The organism is Paenibacillus sp. OK076, from assembly GCF_900110055.1.
Taxonomy (GTDB): domain Bacteria; phylum Bacillota; class Bacilli; order Paenibacillales; family Paenibacillaceae; genus Paenibacillus.
The window spans coordinates 1635684-1658437 of record NZ_FOCH01000001.1 but is presented as its reverse complement, the minus strand read 5'-3'; the positions used below and the strand labels follow the sequence as shown (position 1 = coordinate 1658437).

The following is a 22754-nucleotide window of genomic DNA, read 5'->3' as shown; positions in this document are numbered from 1 at the left end:
ACGGTGTTTAACAATGACGATCTACATCAATTCAACATACAACTAAATACCGGAGCACCCATGAAATCGTTATTCCGTTCATAAGACAGCATCACAGAAGCCTCTAGTCAGGTTTGCTGTTTGTACTCTCACAATCGAACTTTATCTACGGTGGTGGCTCTGCTCTCGGAGCCATGCTGCCGTATGAATGATACTCAAGACATACCGCCTGCGTGCGGTATGTCTTTTTTTGTGGGCTCAAATGGCTAAACATGAACGGAACATGCATTTCACGAACTTGAAAGGAAGGGATACCACTTGTTCTCTGTACTTAAAAATCTGGCCTGGTTTTTCCGGCTGGAACGCAAACGATACCTCATTGGTGTCACCTTGCTTATTATGGTGGGCATCATTGAACTGCTGCCACCTCGTCTTCTGGGCAACGCTATTGACGAGATTGTACGCGGTTCCATCACCGGCGCTTCACTTACACGTTACATTTTACTTATTCTAGGGTCGGTCATCATTATTTATCTGACAACGTACATATGGATGCACAAACTGTTTGGCGGTGCCAATCTGGTTGAACGTTTGCTGCGGTCACGCTTTATGGACCATTTGCTGCGGATGACCCCGCCCTTTTTTGAGAAGAACAGAACTGGCGATCTGATGGCACGTGCCACCAATGATCTTCGTTCCATTGCCACCACAGCAGGCTTCGGCATGCTGACGTTAACCGACTCCACTGCTTTTCTGGCAACCGTATTATTCGCCATGGGTTTTCTGGTTAGCTGGAAACTGACCCTAGCCGCAATTCTGCCTCTGCCCTTTATCGCCATCGCCATGATGATCTATGGTAAAGCCGTCCATCAACGATACACACTGGCACAGGATGCATTCGGGGATATGAACGATCAGGTGCTTGAATCTATTGCCGGCATTCGAGTCGTGCGTGCCTATGTTCAGGAACGCCTGGACGAGAAAAGATTCGCCGATGTCACTGAAGATGTGTACCGCAAAAATCTGGCCGTTGCCAAGATGGATGCACTGTTCGAACCTACCATCCGGTTATGTGTCGGACTCAGTTATGTGATTGCACTTGCCTACGGCATTTATCTTGTTTTTCATAATGAAATTACCCTAGGGGATCTCGTATCGTTCAATATGTACCTGGGGATGATGATCTGGCCAATGTTCGCAATTGGCGAATTGATTAACCTGATGCAGCGTGGCAGTGCCTCACTCGATCGTGTTAACGAAACGCTATCTGTAGAACCTGCCGTGAAAGATGTTGAGCAGCCTGCTCATATTCCTAATCCGGAAGAGATCGCCATGCAGGATGTTACCTTCCGTTATCCTAGTTCTACTGTCGACAATCTCAGTCATGTCAGCTTTTCACTTCGACGTGGGCAGACACTGGGGATCGTGGGACGTACAGGTAGCGGCAAGTCCACCCTGCTCAAACAATTGCTTCATGAATACCCGGCTGGATCGGGTAAATTAAGCATCTCCGGTCATCCGATTCAGGATATCGCCAAAGACGACCTGCACAGCTGGATTGGATATGTTCCACAGGAACAGGTGCTGTTCTCCAAATCAGTCCGTCAGAACATTCAATTCGGTAAGCCTGGTGCTGATGATAATGTGATTATGGAAGCGATTCGCACCGCAGCCTTTGACGGAGATCTGGGCACTTTATCCGATGGTCTGGACACACTCGTTGGTGAAAAAGGAATTGCGCTGTCCGGTGGACAGAAACAGCGGGTATCGCTGGCACGTGCCTTTATCGCCGATCCGGACATTTTGATTCTGGATGATGCTTTATCTGCCGTCGATGCACGAACCGAAGCCAAAATTATCGAAAATATACGCAGCAAACGCTCGGGCAAAACAACGCTGATCTCGACTCACCGCCTGTCCGCTATTGAACACGCAGACCGAATCATTGTACTGGAGCACGGGAAAATAACGGAAGAAGGAACCCATCAGGAACTGCTTGCTATGAACGGCTGGTACCGTGAACAGTATGAACGGCAGCAGGTGGAGTCTAATTTGTCCACGTAGGAGGTTAACGCTTTGAAGTCTAATACAGGCAAACGGCTGCTTCAATATGCCCTAAAAGCCAAAGGCACGTTTATTGCCGCTTTAATTATGCTTACGATTGGAGTTGCCGCCGAGCTTGCCGGCCCTTTCATCGCCAAGTCAATGATCGACAATCATTTGCTTGCTATTGAGCAGCCTTTCTATGAGACTACTGCTTCTAGCGAAGCAGCGGTCTACAATGGAAAGAACTACAAACGTGAAGGCCGGTTTGAACCGGAAGAAACGAAAGGTACCGAAGTACGCGTACTGCAAGCCGGTAGAAGTTTTTATTTTGTAAATGAACCCGTTAGTGCCCCCGATGGGGATCGAACATACGCGGACGGAACACTGACGGTTACACGCGCAGGCGAAGTGACGGGTCAATATGCGGCGGTGCCTTTATCCGCTGGTGAACTCTTTGCCTTTTACAAACCGGAGATGCCAAGCATCTATCAGCTGATTGTGTATTACATGATCTTCCTTGTCATCTCAGTCATTATGGAGTTTGGTAAAACATACTGGTTACAATCATCTGCCAACAAAGTCATTCAAAGACTCCGTAACGATGTGTATGCACACATCCAGCGATTGCCCGTACATTTTTTCGACAACCTGCCCGCAGGTAAAGTGGTCTCTCGGGTCACCAACGATACCGAAGCCGTCAAGGATCTGTTCGTTGCCGTTCTGTCGAACTTTTTCTCTGGCATCATTACGATTACTGGAGTGTACGTTGCGCTCTTCCTGCTGGATTTCCGCCTCGGATTGATCTCGCTGTTCGTTGTGCCGATGCTGGTTCTGTGGATTGTGCTTTATCGTAAAATCGCAACCCGGTACAACACAATCATTCGTTCACGTCTGAGTGAAATTAATGCGATTATTAACGAGTCCATTCAGGGGATGTCCATTATCCGGGTATTCCGTCATCAGAAACAGACCAAGCAGGAATTCGAGGATCTGAATGATGATTATATGAAACACCAGAACAAAATGCTCAACCTGAACGCTTTCACCTCACACAACCTGGTTAACGTCCTGCGGAATATGGCTTTTGCCGTTGTCCTGTGGTACTTCGGCTCTAGTGTGCTGGACGGCACGAGTATCATCTCGCTTGGTGTACTGTATGCATTCGTTGACGTTCTCGGACGTTTGTTCCAGCCAATTACAGGTATGGTGAACCAACTCGCGAACCTGGACTCCTCTATGGTATCCGCCGGACGTGTATTTGAACTGATGGATGAGAAAGGTGAACCGGTAACCGATGGCTCGATGCCGAGGTACAAAGGAAATGTTGTGTTTGACGATGTATCTTTTGCCTATAAAAAAGATTATGTGCTAAACAACATCTCGTTTAAAGCCTCACAAGGTCAAACGGTCGCGCTGGTTGGCCATACCGGTTCCGGTAAAAGCTCGATCATCAACCTGCTGTTCCGGTTCTATGATCCACAGAAGGGCAAGATCACGATTGACGGTCAGAACGTGAAGGATCTGCCTAAACAGTGGATTCGCGAACATATGGGCATTGTACTGCAAGACCCGTACCTGTTCACCGGTACCGTGGCTTCCAATGTCAGTCTCGGAGATGAACAGATTACTCGTGCACAGATTGAGCAGGCGCTGCGCGATGTAGGTGCTGAGCGAATTCTCGCCCATCTACCGCAAGGATTCGACGAGCCGGTTATCGAAAAAGGAAGCACATTATCTGCCGGACAACGGCAATTGATCTCCTTTGCTCGTGCACTGGCATTCGATCCAGCCATCCTGATTCTCGATGAAGCTACGGCGAATATTGATACCGAAACAGAAGCATTAATTCAAAATGCGCTCGAAGTCCTCAAAAAAGGACGGACCACTTTCATCATCGCCCACCGTCTGTCCACCATTCGTTCAGCAGACCAGATTCTAGTCCTGCATCGCGGACGGATCGTTGAACAAGGTGCACATGATGAATTGATGGAACTGAAAGGTCGCTATTTTCAGATGTATCAGCTACAGCAAGGTGCCCAAGCAGCACCGGATACGAATGAAAACAACCCACTGGGCGAGGCCATTCGAACCACTTCCTCCTTTGCTGGAGGCGGCGTGTAAGTAAAACGGGAAAAATCCGAATATAATTCAACAACCAACCGATATGCCCGTGGACCTCTTGGTCTGCGGCAGATCGGTTTTTTATTTTTAGATTTCATTCATGTATTCAGCTCTTCTGATTTCCTCTTATTGACAATGGAAACATCTCTCTGTATTATACATACCAACGGTCGGTATCTAAAATATAAGGAGGTTATTATGGCCAGAAACAAGCACCCTGAACAGACGGTACAGCAGATTCTGAACGTCGCTGCGCAGTTATTCACAGATAAAGGATTTGAAAAGACGAGTATTCAGGACATCATTGTTGCCCTAGGCATGTCCAAGGGAGCCGTGTATCATCACTTTAGATCCAAAGAGGAAATACTGGACGCGGTCATCGAACAACAGTTTAACTATTCCGCTCAGATGCTGGATCATTTAATTACAAATACATCGACCACACCAGCACGAGAGAAGTTAGTTCAGATTTTGGAGCATGTCGTCTCTGATCCACAGGCCCATTCACTGGATCACGTACTTCGAACCCAAATCAAAAATCCAGTGTTCATTGTACGAGGGATTCAACAGGCTGTGCGGATTGATGCACCGGTGATTGCAGCGATTTTGCGTGAAGGCATTACAGATGGATCTATCCATCCCGAGGATCCCGAAGCTTGTGCAGAAGTATTCATGATGCTGGTCAATATATGGATTAATCCAACACTGTTCGGCCGCAATTCGAGCGAAACAAAGCAACGTCTTTATTTTTTACAGCGGTTGATGAACATGCTTGGTGCCGATATTGTAAGTGAATCACTAATTGAACGTATTCTAGATCAACATGCTGCCATGGGTGCTTATCCTATTCTGAATGAAGACGATGACAGAAATGAGGGGTAACCAATTTGAATCCTAATAGACATATGATTTGCAAAGAATGGTTGTCCGAAGAACCCCTTCTCACCCTTTCTCTGGAATGGATGCAAGGCAAAGTGCATATCAGCCAAGGTACAGAATCGGTTATCCGTGTTACTCAATGGGGCTCCGCCCGTTTTCCAAGAATTCGATGTTTTGAAGCTAACGTCAGCCATGGTTTATTACATCTGATCGATGGACGAAAACAAGCTTTTCCGCTGGGCATAAACTTCCACCGCACATCGCTCCACATTGTACTGCCGCCTGCGGTCTTGAAAAGACTGTCGATCAACGGAGTTGGTTCCCACTTTCTTGTGAGTAACGTTTCTTCCGAACAATGGGATTGTCACTGTACATCAGGCAAGCTCACCTTATCTGGCCATGCCAATCATATCTGTCTACGATCAGTGGGAAGTCGAGTTACAGCAACAGACCTCCGTGCAGAACATATGCAACTGCAAGCCACTTCTTCACCTGTTCAGTTATCCGGTCAGTTCACCCATATTCAATCGAAAGTGACAGGTAGCCAACTCACCATTCAATCCTCAACGACACTTCAATCTCTGGATAGTCTCTCCACAGGTTGTAACGTTGAGGTGCGAATCCCACCAGAAAACGATGGATTCAAGTTAGACTTCAAGCAGGCCGGAGGCCGCTTCAGCAGTGATCTTCCGCTTCAATCCATTCATAATCAACATACGTATCGTAACGGTACTTATCCATTTCAAGCAGAAGTCAGAGGTGGGAAGCTTACCATAGGGAGCTCTTCATACCATTCCACATAGAGGAGGTAAACATATGAGCATCGGCTGGATCGTTGGCAGCAGCTTGGCTACCGTGGTATTACTTGCGGGGATTATCAATTTGTTCGTTGGTATACGTAAAAACAATCATCTGCGCTGGCCTTGGTGGTTCATCGGTTTTGGAGTGGCTGCGCTGATTAGCGCAGCGATTAACTATCCCGGAACATAGAAACGCCGCATCAACATGCGCAAAAAAAAGACAATCGCGCAGTCCAGTCACTTTCCGTGCTGCTGCGGATTGTCTATCCATCTATCCATCTATCCATCCTTTGACCATATATCCCATATATAATATCGTTTCTCTTGCCAGAAAAGGAAATTGGCTGCGCCAGGTCTGGTAAGCCGTCGTTCGTGTTGGGGACGGAACAGCATCCATGCCAAGTCCCTTAGCGAGCTTCATCGCCCGTTTCATATGTAATGGGTCACTTACAATGGTGTAGGTGTGAAATCCCGCCTGTTCTCCAACGCTAAGTGAATTCACCAGATTCTCCTCTGTAATTCTCGATTCTGTCTCCATTTGAATATCTGCCGGATCTACACCATGTGCAACAGCATAATCTCGTCCTACTTCGGCTTCGGCACGCTCACCTGGACTGCCAGAACCACCAGTAAAGAGCAGATGGCTGATCGTCCCCTGGCGATATAATACGATGGCATGCTCAATACGTTCGCGAAATACGGGTGAAGGGTTGTCCCCTTCTACGGCTGCACCGAGGATGATGGCTGCATCACTCTGTCTGGATGATTCATCATCGGTGTAGGCCCAGATGAGCGAGGCCGTAGTTATCGTCCATATGACCCCAAGCAACACGAGCGATACAATGGAGATTATCAGCCAGTGCCTGCTTTTTATTTTACGTGTACGGGACTTGCCTTCCATCACAATGATTCATCCTCTTCCAGTGCCCGGGCGTGCATGCTCTCTGCATGCATACGTTCGAGTGTCTGCAGCGCCGCCGCGGATTCAGCATTCAGCCCCAGCTCTGCAATCCAGGCACCCGTGTACTGCTGAAGACTAATCTCTAGTTCCTGTGCACGGTCTTTGAAATCTTCCAGCTCCTTGATCATGCGTGATCGTCCTTCAGGACTGAATGTCTCATGAATTCGTTCCTTGAAATAGTGATGTACAATGCTATTACGCTGCTTCCATAATTCATTCAACTGCCGAGTCTCTTCCTCCGAAAAGGTAAAATGATGGCGCACCTCATGAATGAGTTGTCCGAGTGAACTGCTCATCTTCCGTTCGTACAGATCTTCCAGATCTTCTTCGGAAACAACCTTGCCCTGAGACATTTTCATTAATAAAATCAGATTGACCAGTTGCTGTTCAAGCGCCTGTCCATAATATACAGCCAATCCGTAATATGCAAACAATTCTCTGGAGTGTTCGCTGTCCAGCATGTCACCATGCTGCATGTCTGTATTTTGCATAAGCGAGCGCCCCCTTTATCTCCGTACAATACGTTCCATTCCAACGTCCCTCTATGGTAACGAAACATAGACCAACATTCAAGTTCAGCAGAATAATAGCCTCTAACTCCGTAAATCCCTTCTTCCCGATAACCATATATGAATGATGAGTAGAACTATGGCATAGATTATAGCCCACACTGTCGTCAAAACAACAGCCCCCAACTTCAATTCTTCATATAACATCATCTCACGAACGAGATAAAATGCCGGAGGCAGAATCTTGACAACCCATTGTATGGATTCAGGCAAACGTCCGCTTAATGAACCTTGAACAAACGATAATAACAATAAAACAATGAAAGGTGGCATACTGCGGCTCAGCATGGGAATGTATGATTTTTGGAAGAACACACTGAGCCCCAGACCCAGGAGCGACAACGCCAAATGTCCGGCCCAAGCCATGATCCACTCCCCAGCGCTTGGTAGCCTCGCAAACATACCTGTAACAACTGGATATAACACGGTAATTGCAGTCAGGCCGAACTGCATGATCAACGCACAGATCAATTGTGCGAAGACAACCTTGCGTTTGCTACCTGCATGCAGAACAAGCAATTGATATTGCCCTGCAGGTTCCGTGTTCATTACCGTTAAGCCCAGCCAAGCCGCACCAAAAAAGAGCAGCATGGCTGTAACGCTGTAACTGTCCGCAATCGGATTAGGTTTGTAGGAATAGATGAGCAGCATCGTAATGATATAAAAGATCACTGGCGCAACATATTTCTGTGAACGTATGTAATGTTTTAATAAATAACGGGTCAAGTAGATCATTGGAGGTCGCCTCCTGCCGTAGATAGGGAGGAAGGGCGCTCTGCCGCTTCCCTGCTCATAACCTCACCTGGATGCCGCCCCTCCATCAATCCTTCCATATTTAATCTGGTCTCTTCCGGCTGCACAGATAAGATAGAACCGCCAGCTGCCAGAATCATTCCAATAATCTGATCTGCCGAACTGCGTGACACCTTCCAATCCCATACTTCTCGACCATCATCCTGACGAACCCTGCCGCGATGGCATGCAATGATTCCCGGTTGATCAACAAGCAGCGCATCAATAACAGATTGTTCCAGCCCTTCCATCACACTTTGGATACTCACAGCGGGCTCACCAGCTTGCTGCAAATCTTCCTGGTTCCAGCGACGCAGCACCGTTCCCTTTTGTAACACGATGACCTGATCCGCGAGACGTTCAATCAGCAATGGTTCATGGCAAGCTGTAACGATCTGGCTTCCTTCCTGTTTCCACTGTCTGAGCAAAGCTACAATTGCTTCCTGCGCAGGAACGTCCAGACCGGACAATGGTTCATCAAGCAGCAATAACCCATCAGGTCCAGGCAGCAAAGCCTGAATTAAATTCACCTTCTGCAACGTACCTTTGGATAACTGAGGCAAGTTCTGATCCAGAGCCGTGCCTACGAATAACAGCTCACTCAATTCGCCTATCCGTTGACGCAATATTTCAGGCTGCATGCCTCGAATACGTCCCATTTCCCACAGGTACTCTTTTGGGGTGAAGGGCAGGCGTGACAGTCCATCCAGTGCATACGTAATCCGTCCATGCCTGGGCTTGCGTTGCGAGCCTGCGTCGGGCAGTAACATACCCGCCAGCACACGCAGCAATGTGCTTTTGCCTGAGCCATTCCTTCCCACCAGGACGATACACTCCCCCTGACCTACTTCCAGATTGATATCATTCAATACCTGCACATCCCCAAGTCGTTTGCTCACCTGTTGTAGCGATATGATTCGTCCGTTTGAGTCTGCTGCTGCTTTTCCTGCTTTATCGAAGAATCCACTTTCCCCTGCCCTTGCTCTTGCTCTCCATCCCATAGAATCACATCCGTTCAGGAGCCTGAACGCCCAGTAAATATAGGCTGTAGGCAAGACGCTCCGCCGTACGCTCTGTTAACGCCACCCGGAAGGGTTTGACGTCAGCCGGCGCATCCGCAATCCGTTCCGCATGATAGAAGCGGTTGAACGCTTGGGCAACATCTATCGCATATTTGGCAATGACCGAAGGCTCGTTGCGATGAATTGCTTTTTCCAGATACTGAGGATAATCCGCCAGCAGTTTCAGCAATGCCCATGAAGTGTCACCGACCATGACCGACTTGTTATCTGAGTTTGCCACAGCATTGTTACTACTACTAACATTTTCTAATTGATTTTCATTTTCCACGCGCTCTGTCTCTGCTGCCTTCGCAAGCACACTGTTAATCCGGGCATGTGTGTATTGCACATAAGGTCCTGTCTCTCCTTCAAAGCTCACCGCATCTTCGAGCGAGAAATCGACGTCGTTCAACCGGTTGTTGCGCAGATCACCGAATACAATTGCACCTACACCAACCGCTTCCGCAACCTCCTGCGAATTCGGCAGATTCGGATTTTTCTCCTGAATAATCTGTAATGCCCGAGCAACCGCCTCGTCCAGTACCTCCTGCAAAAAGACGACTTTCCCCCGGCGGGTAGACATCTTCCGTCCTTCGAAACGCATCAAGCCAAACGGAATATGTTCACAAATATCAGACCACGCATACCCCATCCGGGATAATACCGCAAATACTTGACGGAAATGAAGCTTCTGCTCACCCCCGACCACATACAGCATTTTATCCGCCTTCATCACATCATGACGATAAACGGCTGTTGCCAAATCCCGCGTTGGGTAGATGGTTGTTCCATCGGTTTTGATAATCAGGCAAGGCGGCATATTCTCATCCTCCAAACGTACCACCAATGCGCCTTCGCTCTCTTCGAGCAATCCTTTGGCTTTCAGTTCTTCAACTATCGCGCCCATCTTGTCATTATAAAAGCTCTCACCCAGCGTATGGTCAAACTGAACATTCAGACGCTCATACATCCGGTTGAATTCTTTCATGCTCACCTCTACAAAAAAGGTCCATAACCGCTGCGCCTCTTCATCCCCTTGCTCCAGCTTGCGGAACCAATCTCGTGCCTCGATCTCCAGAGATGGATCATTCTCCGCCTCATCGTGAAAACGCACATACAGCTCCAATGAGGTACGAATTGGCTCAGCCTGTAGTGCTTCATCATTCCCCCAACGTTTGTAGGCTGCAATCTGTTTGCCGAATTGTGTTCCCCAATCCCCCAGATGATTCACACTGACCGAAGTGTAACCTGCCTCGTTATATAACCGATACAATGATGCCCCAATCACGGTGGAGCGCAGATGACCAATTCCGAATGGCTTGGCAATGTTAGGCGACGACATGTCGATCACAACGCGTGCACCTGCCCCCAGTTGCAGCTTGCCAAATGTTTTATGTTCCAGTTCTTGCAGCAGCTTCGGCGCCAGCTCTTCCCGATTGAAACGTATGTTCACATAGGGTCCTGCTGGTGAAGCATCCAATCCAACGGTCTGTAATTGAACAGCAATATCAGTGGCGATAACCGCGGGTGCTTTTTTCAACGACTTGGCCAAAATAAAGCAAGGAAACGCCGCATCTCCCATCTCCGCCTGTGGTGGAACCTCCAGTAATCTCAACACCTCGTCTTGCTTCAATCCCGTTAAGGGAGCAAGTTGTGCTGCTGCCTGATTCATCAACATGTTGAACACTCCTAGTCATTATCATATTTAGCCATGCTATAGATAACAAAAAAAGCCCTCGTCTCTATATCAGAGACGAGAGCTGATCTTCACAGTTCCCGCGGTACCACTCTAGGTGAGCAGATGGCGAATGCACATCAAAGTACATTCACAGTCTGCTCCGCTCGATGCGATTAACGGCCGCCTGCCGGATTGCCCTCATGACCTGCTCTACATCCCTCTCAAGGATGTAAACATACCTTCGGACAACCATCTCACGGGTGCGCTTCACTCAGATCATGTCATACCGGCTTCCACCTGCCCCGGCTCGCTGTCATGCATGGATTCTGGCTACTCTCCCGATCACAGATATTCATCGTTTCAATTCATTGCCATCATTATACAGATCACGCTCTGCTTTGGCAACCTGTTACATGCATTTGCCAATGTAATACCAGCTATCGATAGAAAATCTCACCATCGTATGGGGAGTAACAGGAACGTTACTTATGCTGAATCCATAAAAAATCCCCTCCAGCAGACAACGTTGCAAAACATCTTATCGGATGTCTTATTACGTTGTCTTCTGTGAGGGGATTAGCCCGGCATCTTTGCAACTTATCCAGGCTTTTTATTTTCAATTCAATTTAATTCAATGGAGTTATATTTACGCAACTGCGGCCATCAGGCGGCAAGCCTCTGCACATTTGCGGCAAGCTTCTGCGCAAGCCTGGCAGTGATCATGTTGATGTTTGCCACACTCAGCAGCACAAGCTTCACATGCTTTCACACACAGTTCGCAAATTTCGGCGATGAAATCACTTCCACGTGTCATGGCTTGAGCAGCAAAACTGCAGATTTCCGCACATTCCCGATCCAAACGAATGCAATCACGCAGCATTGCCAGATCATATTCTTTCAGACTCGATATGTAACATACGTTGCAAGCATTCATACACTCCAGGCAAGCATCGATACATTGCTGATATTGTTGTTGTGTCATTTAAAGTTACCTCCCAGACTAAGTTTGCTATGCTTCTTAATACCCCGTCTGGAGGAACCTTGAATCATTCAGCCTGATTTGCAGCCTCTAATTCCAGCAATTGGTTGCGAATGATCGACTGATCGAAGTGCTCACCTATAAACACAGCTACGTTAGGCACATCCCCTTGAGGCGTGATTTTCATATAATCCGATTCCCGGTAAGCATATTGGAACCAGAACCGACTGGATGTATCGCTAAAAGATAAAATCCCTTTTGCCCGGTACACGTCGCGAGGTAACTCAGCTATCAAACGCTCAAAAGCCTCACTGTTCACCGGCTCGGTGAAATAGTGCGTATACACCATGACATGTTCATGCGAAGCATGGGGGTGGGCATGATTATGACTATCGTTGTGGTCATGAGGATGAGGATGATCATGGACATTTCCCTGAGAATGTTGATGTTCTTCGTGATCATGACCCACTTGCTCATGATGTACATGTCCATGATCGTGGCTGCATCCAAGCTCTGCACAAGCCTCGGAATGCACGTGATGTTCCTGCTCCGCGTGTTTACTCGTACCATCAACAGATTGATAGGCATGCACATTGTCTCCGCTGTGAAGCAGCACATCCATGTCGACTTCACACTTCACCGTAGGCAGTACCGGAGCGAAACCGTTCCAGCGTGCCAACAGGTCCTGCAGATCTGCTAACTGCTGCTCATTCACCCGATCCGTTTTGTTCAGGAGAAGTACAGACGCACAGCGAATCTGTTCCTGCATCAGCTTGAAAGTTTGTCCCTTCTGCTCCTGGTACAGCCCTGACAGATGCGCGGCATCTACCACAGTGATCAGGCTTTTCAGCTCCAGTCGCATATAAAGTGATGTTTCCGTAACTGCATCCAGAATCTCCATCGGGTTTGCTGCTCCCGTTGCTTCGATGATAATGACATCAGGTGATTCCTCCTGCACAAGATCAGCAAGCTGCAGCCCCAAGTCACCGCGCACAGTACAGCAGATGCATCCGCCTAACATTTCCGTCATTGGTACCGAAGCATCCACAATCTGACCATCCAGATTGACTTCACCCAATTCATTCATGACCACGGCGGGTCGGAGACCTTGCTGCTGCCAATGTTCAATCAGTTGAACAAGCAGTGTCGTTTTGCCACTGCCCAGGAAGCCTGACAATATATATACAGGTATGGATGATTCATTTGCTTTTAATTCACTCATCGTTGTTCACCTCTCTATTTGTCCAATGGAACTGGTCTATCTCTATCCTAGCGAGTGTACACTATCCTGCAATCTTTGCGCAATCCTGGCCTTCTATTTGCAGGTGCATTGCCTCATTCTACTGAATGGTCTATGCTATGAGAACATGTTGATTGGAGGAGGATGTATGATGACCAATTCAGTGGAACAACATCGTCAGGAAGCCCCTGACACGGTATCCTGTATGATTGTTACCGTATCAGATACCCGCACCAAGGACACCGATACAAGCGGACAACTTATGCATAAGCTGCTGACTGATTCAGGCTACCAGATCGTCGAATATATCATTACACCGGATGAAACTGAAACCATTCGAAGCATCCTGCAGGATGCAGCCGTTCGTGACGATATCGAAGCCGTGCTGCTTAGCGGTGGAACCGGAATTGCACCCCGAGATACGACGTACGAGGCAGTGTCCTCACTACTCGACAAGGAGCTGCCGGGTTTTGGTGAGATCTTCCGCTTCCTCAGTTATACCGAGGATATCGGTTCTGCTGCCATTCTTAGCCGGGCCGTAGCCGGAACGATTGGGCGCACAGCCGTATTCTCCATGCCAGGCTCCAGGGGAGCTGTCAAGCTGGCAATGGAAAAACTCATTTTGCCTGAACTGAGGCATGTCATGCGTGAAATATATAAACCCGTCTGAAAAATCAGACGGGTTTTTCGGAATTATTTTAGTGGAGTCCATTACTTCAGTTGCTCAAGCACATGCTGGAATACCTGCATAACATCTTCTTCATAATCGTCCTTTTCTCCACCTGAAGCCGTATAGACCAGTGACACGTAGTCTTTGCTGCGAATCGTTGTTTTGCCAAGTACATTTTCCATCACAGCCTCATCGCCATCATTGCCGTACATTTCGTTCATCCGGGCTACTCGTGTGTGGACATCACTGAAAACGTGGACCTTTACAATATGTCTGCCACTTCCATTGAGCAGGTACATATAAGAGATTCCGTCCTCACCATCATCAGCGGACATATTATTCATCAACTTTATGCCTTTTGCAGCAAAAGCTTCATCCAGCTCCTGAATTAATGGACCGTTTAACCCGTGACCTTGACTCTTTGCCCGAACATTTCCTTCATCCGTCGCTTGTCGGGTATATATTTTCCGTTCCTGCTCCACATTTGATGCTGAACACGCTACTACCGATATTGTACATAGCACCACGACCATACTGACCAAGACAGACTTCACACGTCCAGATCTATGATGCAATCCTTTTCCCTTAACACGCATACTCATCCTTCCTTTCCCGCCACATGCACGGTGACGCTCTCAGGTAGAGTTAGCATGTCTAGGAGAAAAGAATCTTATTCGGCAGGCGTATCTGACATCGTATTCACTACAGTACGACCTACAGCACCGCCTTTGAGAATTGTTTCCAGTGTCTGAGGCAGCTGTGCCCATGAGATTTCCTGAATCCCCAGCTCCAGCGCCCGATCCGGCTTCCATTCTCCGCCAAGCAGCTTCCATATCCGTTCCCGCCGTTCCATCGGGCAATAGACTGAATCAATCCCAATCAATTGAATCCCCCGCAAAATAAACGGAAATACGGTGGACTCGAACGCAGCCCCTCCGGTTAAGCCTGATACGGCGACAGCGCCTCCGTATTGAATTTGTTTCAGACGCTCGGCTAGTGCCGGACCTGCTGCCGGATCAATAACACCTGCCCAGAGCTGTTTGCCCATTGCTCCTTTGGCTGGCGCATCCGCTTCTTCGCGTGAAATGACATGTGAGGCACCCAGATTCCGAAGCAGCTGCTCCTGTTGATCTTTTTTGCCTGTACTTGCAGTCACTTCAAATCCCAGCTTCGCCAAAATAGCTACCGCCATACTGCCTACTCCTCCGGTTGCTCCGGTCACCAGAATATTTCCCATCTCCGGAGTCACCCCAGCCCGCAACAACGTATCTACGGAAAGTGCTGCCGTGAACCCTGCCGTCCCTATCGCCATCGCTTCCTTCTCACTGAGTCCATGCGGCAGAGGAACAAGCCATTCGCTGCGCAGACGCGCATATTGACTATAGCCTCCAAAATGAGACACGCCTGGCTCGAAACCTGTGCTGATCACCCGATCACCCGGTGCAAACCGGCCGCTCACGGATTCCTCAACAATCCCTGCGAGATCAATTCCCGGTACGATCGGATATTCGCGAACCACACCACCTTTCTCAGTTGTGGCAAGTCCATCTTTAAAATTGACGCTTGAGTATTGAACCTGAAGGGTTACGTCACCATTAGGCAAGTCCTCTTTTGTCAGCTGCTCCATAGCAGCCTTCACGCCACCCTGTTCTTCTTTACGCACGACATAGGCAGGAAAAGTATTTTTCATTCGTTATCCTCTCCTTAATTAAAATTTACATATTTTTCTATTCATATCATGAATTGTTCGCCTTCAGATTAAACAAGTATAAGTGCGGCCTCCGCCTAACTCAATCTCTCCGGCTTGTCATTAAATAAATGAGCGGGCCTATCAATGGGATCAATCCTGAAACGGCCCACCCACGAGAACGACGATTGTCAGAAGCATCCCTAAACAATTCGATCACGGAAAGCAAAGTCAGGATGACGAAATCAATCGTCATAATATGTACAAAGGAAGAATCCATGAACGCTTCCATGTATACATCAGGATGGCCTTGAGTCACTGCATAAAAGCCTGTGCCCAATGTAAGCAGCAAAAGAACCACATAAGTCAGCTTATGAGCTGCCACACGTCCGATACTCGTTTCACGCTGACTGCCAAAAGACAATTGTTCGTACCCCGAACCTCTGTGTTTTTGTGAGGACCACGCAAAATAAGGCAGCAGCGCAAAGGCTCCCAATCCAAAAGACAGCAATACAAAGGGCCACGCCGGTACATGAGATCCTCTCCCTTTCCCTGAACTCCTTAACAGCAGACAAGCAAAAATGGCCGGATAAATTCCAAGCCACGAAAATACGGTTAGTAGCCAGGGTTCCTTGCTTTGCAATGTAACCAGTTCTTTAAACACAGGGTCACTCCCGAGAGGCTGCCCAGATACCCAAAACCAGGCATACGCAATGAAGGCCACCCAGATCAGTGCCAAAATCCATCTCATGGTTGCACCTCCTCTTTCATTCATCCCCGGCCAATGCGCAGTTGAAACAGCCACAGAAACGGATCCTGTCGAAAGGCAAGCTCGGAAAGATGCAGCATTTGACGTCTCCTGCGCTTTCCCGAGAAATAATTGCTTCATTTGGCTTGTGATCTGCGTACGTTGAAGATATAGTATACCGCAGTTTATGGACGGTCTGTCCATGATGTTGCACACACCATCCGTCGTTTTTTGAACACAATGCAAGAAGAGCAAAAAGGCATAACCCGGTCTACTTCCTCCCGGTTATGCCCCTTTATTTGATTTATTCTTCGGTGAATTGCACGTGCTCAGCAATGAGCTTCTGCTTCATATTCCAGGCCGCAGGGCTGATATTTACGCGGTAAATCTCAGGATTGAGTTTACGCAGATATTCCGGCCAGAATAGATCCATCTGCTCGCGGTGATAACTGCGAATCTCATCAAGGGTAGGCAGTTCATACACTTTGCGCCCATTCACAAAGATCGGTTCCAGCATGTTCACTGCTTCGTAGCGGGTTACCGTCTTTTTCAGATAAGGGTGTAGCGGGTTGAACAGCTTGAGCGGTCCGCCCTGTAGCGGCTGCTCTTCATCTGGATAGCAGATATAATCTGCAATCGCCTTGCCATGTTTCGGATCAATGATCCGGAAAACTTCTTTTTTACCTGGTGTGGAGACTTTTTCGGGATTGGCCGAAATTTTGATCGTAGGCAGCATGGCGCCGTCCACTTCACGCTCCACCAATTTGTACACGCCACCCAAAGAAGGCTGGTCGGAAGCGGTAATTAGCTGTGTACCCACTCCCCATGTATCAATGCGAGCTCCTTGCGCCTTAAGGTTGAAAATCGTATTTTCATCCAAGTCGTTGGAAGCTACAATCTTCACGTAATCCAGTCCGGCGTCATCCAGCATCTGCCGAGCTTGAATAGATAGATACGCAAGGTCCCCGCTATCCAGACGAATGGCGTTCATCTTTTTGCCTTGGCTCTCCAGCTTCTTGGCGGTCTTGATTGCATGAGGAACACCACTGTTCAATGTATCAAAGGTGTCCACCAGCAGCGTCACTTGATCTGGCAGCACTTTAGCATAGACGTCAAACGCCTCCTGCTCACTCATAAAACTCTGCACCCATGAATGGGCATGTGTCCCTGCTGTCGGAATTCCGAAGCGCTCTCCTGCCAGCATATTCGACGTTGCATGGAATCCTGCCACATACGAGGCACGAGCCCCCCAAATGGCCGCATCCGCTTCCTGTGCACGTCGTGTTCCGAATTCGAGCAGAGTATCTTGACTTGCTACCTGTTTTATCCGGGAAGCTTTCGTTGCAATTAACGTCTGATAATTCATGAAGTTAAGTATCGCCGTCTCCACCAGTTGTGTCTCCATAATGGAGCCTTCTACCCGAATGAGCGGTTCATCAGGGAAAACAAGCGCCCCTTCCTTCATGGAATGAATCGTTCCCTGAAATGAAAACTGGAGCAACTCTTCCAGAAAGACCGGATCGTAATTTTCCTCTTGTTTGGATAAATATTTGATGTCCTCCATCGTAAACCGAAGCTGGCTGATATAATTCACAATGCGTTCCAATCCGGCAAATACGGCATATCCGTTGCCAAAGGGAAGCTTGCGGAAATAGGCTTCAAATACCGCTTTCCGTTTGTGAGTTCCATTCACCCAATGGGCATACATCATATTGATTTGATATTTATCCGTATGTAAAGCCAGGCTAGTCGTCTGCATTTGTCTCATCCTCTCTGACTTCCGCTTGTGCCGGCAGGTCCAGCCTGCAGACACGGGTCAACATGTGGAGACTCATTGCTCATGATTCATGATTCTGGTTACGTATCATTGCATAAGTCTCCGGTTTATTCCTATTCACCATATTCCCCAGCAACATAACACTTGTTCAACCAACAGAATATGATGGATATGATCACAAGTTTGTTTACAGGTTCAAGCCTGCGAGAACGGTATCGCTCGCTTTGACCACTTGGGCCCCAAGGCTGGAACGAAAATGTCCAAGCGCCCAATCATGTCCCGCTGGATTGAAGCTCGCTACGGCGTCTTTATATACCGTTATGTGAAAACCTTTATTATAAGCATCCACTGCCGTGTGCAGTACGCAAATATCCGTACATACACCGATCAGTGCAATGTCTGTTATTCCACGTTCACGCAGCCGCAGCTCCAGATCTGTACCGCAGAATGCGCTGTATCTTGTTTTATCCACCCAACGAATCTGGGATTCCCGTTCTTCCATAACCTGGGCGAGACGACCATATAGCTGTCTTCCTTCTGTACCTCTGATGTTATGGGGCGGAAAAAGGGCCGTTTCCGGATGGTAAGGATCATTCTCTTCATGCAAATCCACAGCCATAACAACCTCATGCTTGTTATTGCAATAAGCCTCCGTTATCGCTGCAATCGTCTCCTCAATCTCCACAGCAGGCTGGCCTACAGGTAACGAACCTGTCACAAAATCACGTGTAAAATCGATTACAATCAGTGCTTTCATCGTCCACACTCCCTTTTTGAGAATAGGTTGATCCTGATTCAATCCATCATGATTCGCTTGCGAATTAAGTATAGATGGAAAGGCGAGGTACAAGCTCGGTAAAACGGTATAACTGCGCCGGACGCTGTGAATATTGATTGGAGCTTAGCAGGTTGCCCTCCTCATCCCGAACCTCTTCCACAATGCCTTTGCGACTGCGTGTTGAAGTGATCTTCCGAATGAAATTCGGTTCCTCAAAGTCAGGTACAACACTCTGAATCACTTGGTATAACTCGCTTAGTGTAAAATCACGAGGCAGGAACTGTCGTGCAATCGTCGTTTCCAGCATTTGCTGCTGAATACGCCGGTATGCATCTTCTATAATCGTGCGGTGATCAAAGGCGAGCTCGAGCTCCTGCAAAGCTTCCTGAATCGTAAACAACCCAACATCCTCAGCATCATCCGCCGCCTGACGGTGTTCCAGCATCCATTCCTCTACCAGTGCAAAAAACGCATGGGAGATAATCCATCCTCTGGGGTCACGCCCGGGCTGACTATATACATTCAAATACTCCAGATGTCCGCCGTCCACACCTGTCTCTTCCATCAACTCGCGCTTTGCAGCACCATAGATGGATTCATTTTCTTGACAAAATCCACCGGGCAACGCCCATCTTCCCGCAAAAGGCCATCCTTTGCGCTTGATCAGCATGACCTTCAACTCCCGGATGGGGAGTGTCTTGGTTACTGTCTTACGCTCCCGCTTGGTCAAGGTGAACATGACGATATCCGCGGGAACACCATCGGGTGTACGATATTTCTTGGAACTATAGGCACGTGCTGCCTGTTCATCGCTTTCAGCATTGAATTGTTCGTAGTTTTCGCTCATGGGCACCACCGACTATTCTCATTTTGATATTTTCATTATGACATAATAATATCTTTTGTCAACCTTGGGATTCCGTGTTTTGCGTTTTTACTCGCGCTATACGGAATGTCGCCGTTGCCATACATCCCAGCGTTCCTGATGCATCACGGACCTCAGATTGTGCCGTCACACTACGCCCCGCTTGATGCAGGATCGTTGATGTCACGATTAATTCCCCTAGTTTCATGGGTGCCAAGAAATGCACATTCAGATTGGTCGTCACACAACTGTCTACTGCCATTGCGGCAGTAGCTACCATGCCCATCGCCTGATCCATCAGGGATGTCAGCACACCACCATGAATTATTCCCATGGAGTTGGTGTGGTGTTCGCCCGCTGTTAGCGCGATCTGAACTTCTTTTCCGTCCCCTTTAATAAACCGACAACCGAGAAAGCCCCAAAATCTTCCGTTTCCTTCTTCAACCATTTTGTCCAAAATACCCATTATTGAATTCCCCTTTATTGCACTTTAAGTATAAAGCCCATGATGTATGTTGTTGATGATGATTTCCCAGCATTGGTTCTTTTCATAGTTGATCTAAAGTGCTTCGTCATTATATTAAGCCTGCTCCTACGGAACAGGTCTTATCCAGTGAAGTTGTCTTGATCAGGCCACCACACAAAATAACCCCACCACGTGGAGTCTGAGATGATCAAAAAAGGCGCGGACTGCGTCCGCACCCTTCCGTTCAATTACCCGCAGCTGGTCGGAGGTGAATCCGTACCTGCCTCCACGTTCACTTTCTCGGAGACGGTATCTCGAATTACAGAAATAACAAGCTGAAGCAAATAATTGATATCGCTTTGGCTTTGCTGGAATTCCGTAACGAGTGGAATGCCGTCCAACTCTTCCTGTAGGTCCTCAATTTCCTGTTCAATTTTGCGGACCATGTCTGCATTTTTGAAGCTTTCAAAAGCAACGATTTCCTTTTGTTTCTTCTTGATCGTTGCAATTAATTGCTGGATGCGTTCATGATCACGAATTTTGGACTCAGCCTGTTGGAACTGTTTGACTTCCTCACTCGTTCCAAGCATATCAGCCAATTCTTTGGCTTTTCCCATAATGTCGTCGCGTATGACCAGATTGCGCGTATCGTAGGTAGGCATTCCATAACGGTTGTACTGCACTTCTTCCTGCGCCACTCGAAATCGCTCCATTCTATGAGATGATATAAGATGAACTACTCGATGTTGCACTAAGCTTAGTGACTGCTCGAGTGACCGCTACGGTTACGGATCGTTCTTTCGATCGCTGTTGTCTCCAAATTTTTCTGATTGTAATGGTCCGTGGTTAAAATTTGGAGACAAAGGCGAACGCTTCGCTTCTACAGAATCGATTCCGTCACCTTCGCTACGCTAGGCCGTAACCCGCCAAGTGCAAAAAGAATTTCATCTTATTAGGTTTGTGTATTACTGATTGGCGGCTACTGGCTCTGTGAGCAGATTACCCCGAATATAGAAAGTCATTGGATCGGTGATTTCCACATGTACAAAAGTACCGATCAATTCTTTAGGTCCTTCAAAGTGCACCAGCTTGTTGCTGCGTGTACGTCCAGCCAGAACATTGGAATTCCGCTTGCTCTCACCTTCAACAAGCACTTCAACAACCTTGCCGCGCTGCTTCTCATTGCTGCTATGGCTGTATGCGTTGATCGTCTCGTTTAAGCGTTTCAAACGTTCCTTCTTCACGTCCATCGGCACGTTATCCTCCATAACCGCAGCAGGTGTGCCTTCGCGCGGAGAGTAGATAAATGTATAGGCAAAGTCGTAGCCAACTTCCTTAACCAGTGACAGCGTATCTTCGAACTGCTCTTCCGTTTCCCCCGGGAAACCAACGATAATATCAGTGGTTAACACGACATCTGGAATTGCAGTTTTAATTTTGTCAGCAAGCTTCAGGTAGTGTTCCCGACTGTACTTACGGCTCATACGTTTCAGCACTTCCGTGCTGCCGGACTGCACAGGCAGATGGATGTGCTCCACCAGGTTCCCGCCCTTCGCAAGCACCTCAATCAGATGATCATCGAAGTCACGTGGATGACTGGTTGTAAACCGAACCCGTGGAATATCGATTTTGCGAATATCATCCATCAGGTCACCGAAGCTGTACTTCAGATCCGTAAAGTCCTTGCCATAAGCATTGACATTCTGGCCGAGCAGCGTGATTTCCTTGAAGCCTTGTCTTGCCAGTTCGCGAACTTCGGCAATGACATCTTCCGGACGTCGACTGCGCTCTTTTCCCCGTGTGAACGGGACGATGCAATATGTACAGAACTTGTCGCAACCATACATAATGTTCACCCAGCCGCGCATGCCCTCACGTTTTTTCGGCAGGTTCTCGATGATATCGCCTTCCTTGGACCATACCTCAACAACCATTTCTTTACTGAACAGTGCTTCCTGAATCAGATGTGGCAGCCGATGCACATTGTGTGTACCAAAAATCATATCCACAAAGCCATGCTTCTGCATAATCCGGTTCACGACGCCTTCTTCCTGCGACATACAACCACACACACCCAGCAACAAGCCTGGACGTTCGGTTTTCAGGGTTTTCAGATGGCCTAGCTCACCGAACACTTTATCTTCCGCATTTTCCCGAATCGCACAGGTGTTTAACAGAATGATATCTGCCTCTTTGCGGTCCTCGGTAGCCTGATACCCCATTGATTCAAGCAATCCTTTGATCGTCTCGGAATCATGCTCGTTCATCTGGCATCCATACGTATATACGATATAGTGTTTGCCTTTCCCTACGTTTTTCAGTTCATCGGGTACGGCCGTTTCGTAAAGCACCTGGACGTCTTCCTTGCCCCGTTGTTTCTCCTGACGATGATTGGGTTCCGACTTGATGTTAATCTCCCGGCCCCGGATTCTTATCTTTTTGCTGAATTCATCTTGCGAAATTACTTTGGCATCGGAGAAATCAAAATATTGGGAGTAATCCTTTTTTGAGTCTTTAGCCATTTCCTTCGGTCACTCCTTACAGCCTCTATTAATAAAAAATCGTTATTTCATCTTGTTTCACGTGATTTGCACGCTTTATACATCAAAAGAGCATTACAGCAAATTATAACATGAATTGGGCTCTAGTTCCACATCG

22 protein-coding genes are annotated in these 22754 nt (G+C 47.9%); 6 read left to right on the top strand and 16 right to left on the bottom strand.

The genetic code is table 11. The features are described from left to right. Positions 1-297: 297 nt before the first annotated feature. The 5 genes from BMY78_RS07545 (at position 298) to BMY78_RS32760 (ending at position 6015) form a co-directional block, all read left to right on the top strand. Positions 298-2043, top strand: coding sequence for an ABC transporter ATP-binding protein (locus BMY78_RS07545; RefSeq protein WP_090896166.1), 1746 nt, complete (start codon positions 298-300; stop codon positions 2041-2043). A gap of 12 nt (positions 2044-2055) precedes the next feature. Then, positions 2056-4146, top strand: coding sequence for an ABC transporter ATP-binding protein (locus BMY78_RS07540; RefSeq protein WP_090896164.1), 2091 nt, complete (start codon positions 2056-2058; stop codon positions 4144-4146). Between the two features lie 198 nt (positions 4147-4344). Then, positions 4345-5028, top strand: coding sequence for a TetR/AcrR family transcriptional regulator (locus tag BMY78_RS07535; protein WP_090896161.1), 684 nt, complete (start codon positions 4345-4347; stop codon positions 5026-5028). A 5-nt stretch (positions 5029-5033) separates the two neighbouring features. Then, positions 5034-5828 carry a DUF4097 family beta strand repeat-containing protein gene (locus tag BMY78_RS07530; RefSeq protein ID WP_143067010.1) on the top strand — a complete coding sequence of 265 codons (795 nt, stop codon included), beginning with the start codon at positions 5034-5036 and terminating at the stop codon, positions 5826-5828. A 13-nt stretch (positions 5829-5841) separates the two neighbouring features. Then, a complete protein-coding gene (locus BMY78_RS32760) occupies positions 5842-6015 on the top strand; it encodes a hypothetical protein (protein WP_177185674.1) in 174 nt (57 codons plus the stop codon). Between the two features lie 81 nt (positions 6016-6096). Here the strand turns inward: BMY78_RS32760 and BMY78_RS07525 are convergent, their stop codons facing one another. From BMY78_RS07525 to BMY78_RS07495, 7 genes are all read right to left on the bottom strand, one after another. Continuing rightward, positions 6097-6726, bottom strand: coding sequence for a YdcF family protein (locus tag BMY78_RS07525; RefSeq protein WP_090896153.1), 630 nt, complete (start codon positions 6724-6726; stop codon positions 6097-6099). Continuing rightward, positions 6726-7277, bottom strand: coding sequence for a hypothetical protein (locus tag BMY78_RS07520; protein ID WP_090896147.1), 552 nt, complete (start codon positions 7275-7277; stop codon positions 6726-6728). The genes BMY78_RS07525 and BMY78_RS07520 overlap by 1 nt, the downstream gene beginning before the upstream one ends. Before the next feature lie 102 nt (positions 7278-7379). Beyond that, complete coding sequence (locus BMY78_RS07515) at positions 7380-8090, bottom strand: hypothetical protein (RefSeq protein WP_090896144.1); 711 nt, start codon at positions 8088-8090, stop codon at positions 7380-7382. Then, positions 8087-9148, bottom strand: a complete 1062-nt coding sequence (locus BMY78_RS07510) for an ATP-binding cassette domain-containing protein (protein WP_090896141.1) — start codon at positions 9146-9148, stop codon at positions 8087-8089. The genes BMY78_RS07515 and BMY78_RS07510 overlap by 4 nt, the downstream gene beginning before the upstream one ends. 4 nt (positions 9149-9152) lie before the next feature. Further along, a complete protein-coding gene (gene argS, locus BMY78_RS07505; protein ID WP_090896132.1) occupies positions 9153-10886 on the bottom strand; it encodes an arginine--tRNA ligase in 1734 nt (577 codons plus the stop codon). A 646-nt stretch (positions 10887-11532) separates the two neighbouring features. Beyond that, positions 11533-11868: a four-helix bundle copper-binding protein gene (locus BMY78_RS07500; protein WP_090896129.1), complete on the bottom strand. Its 336-nt coding sequence runs from the start codon at positions 11866-11868 to the stop codon at positions 11533-11535. Positions 11869-11932: 64 nt separating this feature from the next. Further along, positions 11933-13087, bottom strand: coding sequence for a CobW family GTP-binding protein (locus BMY78_RS07495; RefSeq protein WP_090896126.1), 1155 nt, complete (start codon positions 13085-13087; stop codon positions 11933-11935). 166 nt (positions 13088-13253) lie between these two features. On the opposite strand from BMY78_RS07495, the gene BMY78_RS07490 reads away from it, so the two are divergent. Then, on the top strand, positions 13254-13775 hold the full coding sequence (locus BMY78_RS07490) for a MogA/MoaB family molybdenum cofactor biosynthesis protein (protein WP_090896123.1): 522 nt from the start codon (positions 13254-13256) through the stop codon (positions 13773-13775). Between the two features lie 41 nt (positions 13776-13816). Here the strand turns inward: BMY78_RS07490 and BMY78_RS07485 are convergent, their stop codons facing one another. The 9 genes from BMY78_RS07485 to miaB form a co-directional block, all read right to left on the bottom strand. After that, positions 13817-14371 carry a hypothetical protein gene (locus BMY78_RS07485; protein ID WP_090896119.1) on the bottom strand — a complete coding sequence of 185 codons (555 nt, stop codon included), beginning with the start codon at positions 14369-14371 and terminating at the stop codon, positions 13817-13819. A 74-nt stretch (positions 14372-14445) separates the two neighbouring features. Continuing rightward, the gene (locus BMY78_RS07480; protein WP_090896115.1) at positions 14446-15465 is read right to left on the bottom strand and encodes an acrylyl-CoA reductase family protein; all 1020 of its coding nucleotides are present in this window, start codon (positions 15463-15465) and stop codon (positions 14446-14448) included. A 100-nt stretch (positions 15466-15565) separates the two neighbouring features. Further along, a complete protein-coding gene (locus BMY78_RS07475; RefSeq protein ID WP_090896111.1) occupies positions 15566-16213 on the bottom strand; it encodes a hypothetical protein in 648 nt (215 codons plus the stop codon). Positions 16214-16514: 301 nt separating this feature from the next. Beyond that, positions 16515-17969 carry a nicotinate phosphoribosyltransferase gene (locus tag BMY78_RS07470; RefSeq protein ID WP_090896108.1) on the bottom strand — a complete coding sequence of 485 codons (1455 nt, stop codon included), beginning with the start codon at positions 17967-17969 and terminating at the stop codon, positions 16515-16517. A 205-nt stretch (positions 17970-18174) separates the two neighbouring features. Then, positions 18175-18744 carry a cysteine hydrolase family protein gene (locus BMY78_RS07465; protein WP_090896105.1) on the bottom strand — a complete coding sequence of 190 codons (570 nt, stop codon included), beginning with the start codon at positions 18742-18744 and terminating at the stop codon, positions 18175-18177. 64 nt (positions 18745-18808) lie between these two features. Further along, on the bottom strand, positions 18809-19612 hold the full coding sequence (locus BMY78_RS07460; RefSeq protein WP_062326181.1) for an NUDIX hydrolase: 804 nt from the start codon (positions 19610-19612) through the stop codon (positions 18809-18811). Between the two features lie 58 nt (positions 19613-19670). Further along, positions 19671-20096: a PaaI family thioesterase gene (locus BMY78_RS07455; protein ID WP_090896101.1), complete on the bottom strand. Its 426-nt coding sequence runs from the start codon at positions 20094-20096 to the stop codon at positions 19671-19673. Positions 20097-20344: 248 nt separating this feature from the next. Further along, positions 20345-20809 (bottom strand): YlbF/YmcA family competence regulator, encoded by a 465-nt coding sequence (locus BMY78_RS07450; protein ID WP_371129151.1) that lies wholly within the window; start codon positions 20807-20809, stop codon positions 20345-20347. A 252-nt stretch (positions 20810-21061) separates the two neighbouring features. Beyond that, positions 21062-22618 carry a tRNA (N6-isopentenyl adenosine(37)-C2)-methylthiotransferase MiaB gene (gene miaB, locus BMY78_RS07445; RefSeq protein ID WP_076289547.1) on the bottom strand — a complete coding sequence of 519 codons (1557 nt, stop codon included), beginning with the start codon at positions 22616-22618 and terminating at the stop codon, positions 21062-21064. Between the last annotated feature and the right edge of the window lie 136 nt (positions 22619-22754).